The organism is Erwinia aeris (assembly GCF_041224955.1).
In the GTDB taxonomy this organism is placed as follows: domain Bacteria; phylum Pseudomonadota; class Gammaproteobacteria; order Enterobacterales; family Enterobacteriaceae; genus Erwinia; species Erwinia aeris.
On the sequence record NZ_JBGFFX010000029.1, the window covers coordinates 1 to 1256 of the forward strand.

At 48.8% G+C, this 1256-nt stretch carries 1 protein-coding gene; it reads right to left on the bottom strand.

What is annotated here, in order from left to right:
• Positions 1-8: 8 nt before the first annotated feature.
• A protein-coding gene (locus AB6T85_RS23690) for an IS3 family transposase (protein ID WP_369897054.1) occupies positions 9-1183 on the bottom strand; the annotation gives its coding sequence in 2 pieces (ribosomal slippage) (positions 9-925 and positions 925-1183; 1176 coding nt in all).
• Between the last annotated feature and the right edge of the window lie 73 nt (positions 1184-1256).

A 1256-nucleotide genomic window follows, 5' to 3' on the forward strand; every position in this document is an offset into this window, starting at 1 on the left:
TGTAGTGGTCAACAAAAACTGGCCACGGCTTTAGAGTTTTTCCAGAACAATCGCTCTGATTCATTTGGCGTCAAACCCCCGTTATATTGATGAGGTCTGAGCTGGCTGTAATATCCCGTGATGTAATTCGTTATCGCTGTGCTGGCTTCGCTAAAATTTACGTACCCATTATCCGGCACCCACTCTGTTTTCAGGCTTCTGAAGAACCGTTCCATTGGGCTGTTATCCCAGCAATTTCCCCGGCGACTCAGGCTTTGCTTTATCTGATATCTCCACAGTAACTGTCTGAAATTCCTGCTGGTATAGTGACTGCCTTGATCCGAGTGATACAGTAAATTAGCCGGTTTTCCTCGTGCTTCCCAGGCCATCGACAGGGCTTTACCCGTCAGTGCTGAATCAGGGAAAAATGACATCGCCCAGCCAACCGGTTTACGGGAAAACAAATCGAGTACTACAGCCAGATAAGCCCAGCGTTTTCCCGTCCAGATATAAGTCACATCACCGCACCAGGCCTGATTAGGCTCGGTAACAGCAAATTGGCGATCCAGATAATTAGGAATCTCAATGTGTTCCTTAGACGCCTTCTTATAACGATGGCCAGGTTGCTGACAGCTGATAATATTAAGCGCTTTCATCAGCTTTGTTGCCCGCCAGCGGCTCAGTTTTATACCTTTGGTGGTGACCATCGCGGCAATGCTTCGCGCTCCTGCTGAGCCGTTACTTTCGCGATAAACTTCACGCACAAGGCTCAGTAATGCCACTCTCGTGGCGTCAGGCTTCCTGGGCTGCCGCCAGTATTTATAACTGCTGCGATGAACCCCAAACACGTTGCACACAACGGCAACAGGAAACCGCGCCCTGAGTTTCTCAACTAATGAGAATTGTTCAGGGAGTCTGACATCAAGAGCGCGGTAGCCTTTTTTAATATATCCCTTTCCATTTCAACGCGTTGAAGTCTTTTCTTCAATTCACGTATCTCAATCTGCTCAGGTGTCATGGGTGAAGCAGTGGGTGATTTCCCCGCTCGCTCTTCTTTCAGTTGTCGAACCCATTTGTCCATCGTGGATTTGCCGACATTCATCGCAGTGGCAGCGGCGGCAACGGTGTAGTGCTGATCGAGTACAAGCTGGGCAGCTTCGAGGCGAAACTCTGGGCTAAAATTGCGTCTGTTACGTCCGGTCATAATGTCACCTGTTTTGACTATGAGGCGATGATATCACCTCTATTCAGGTGGCCAAATTCACTATGCCACTACA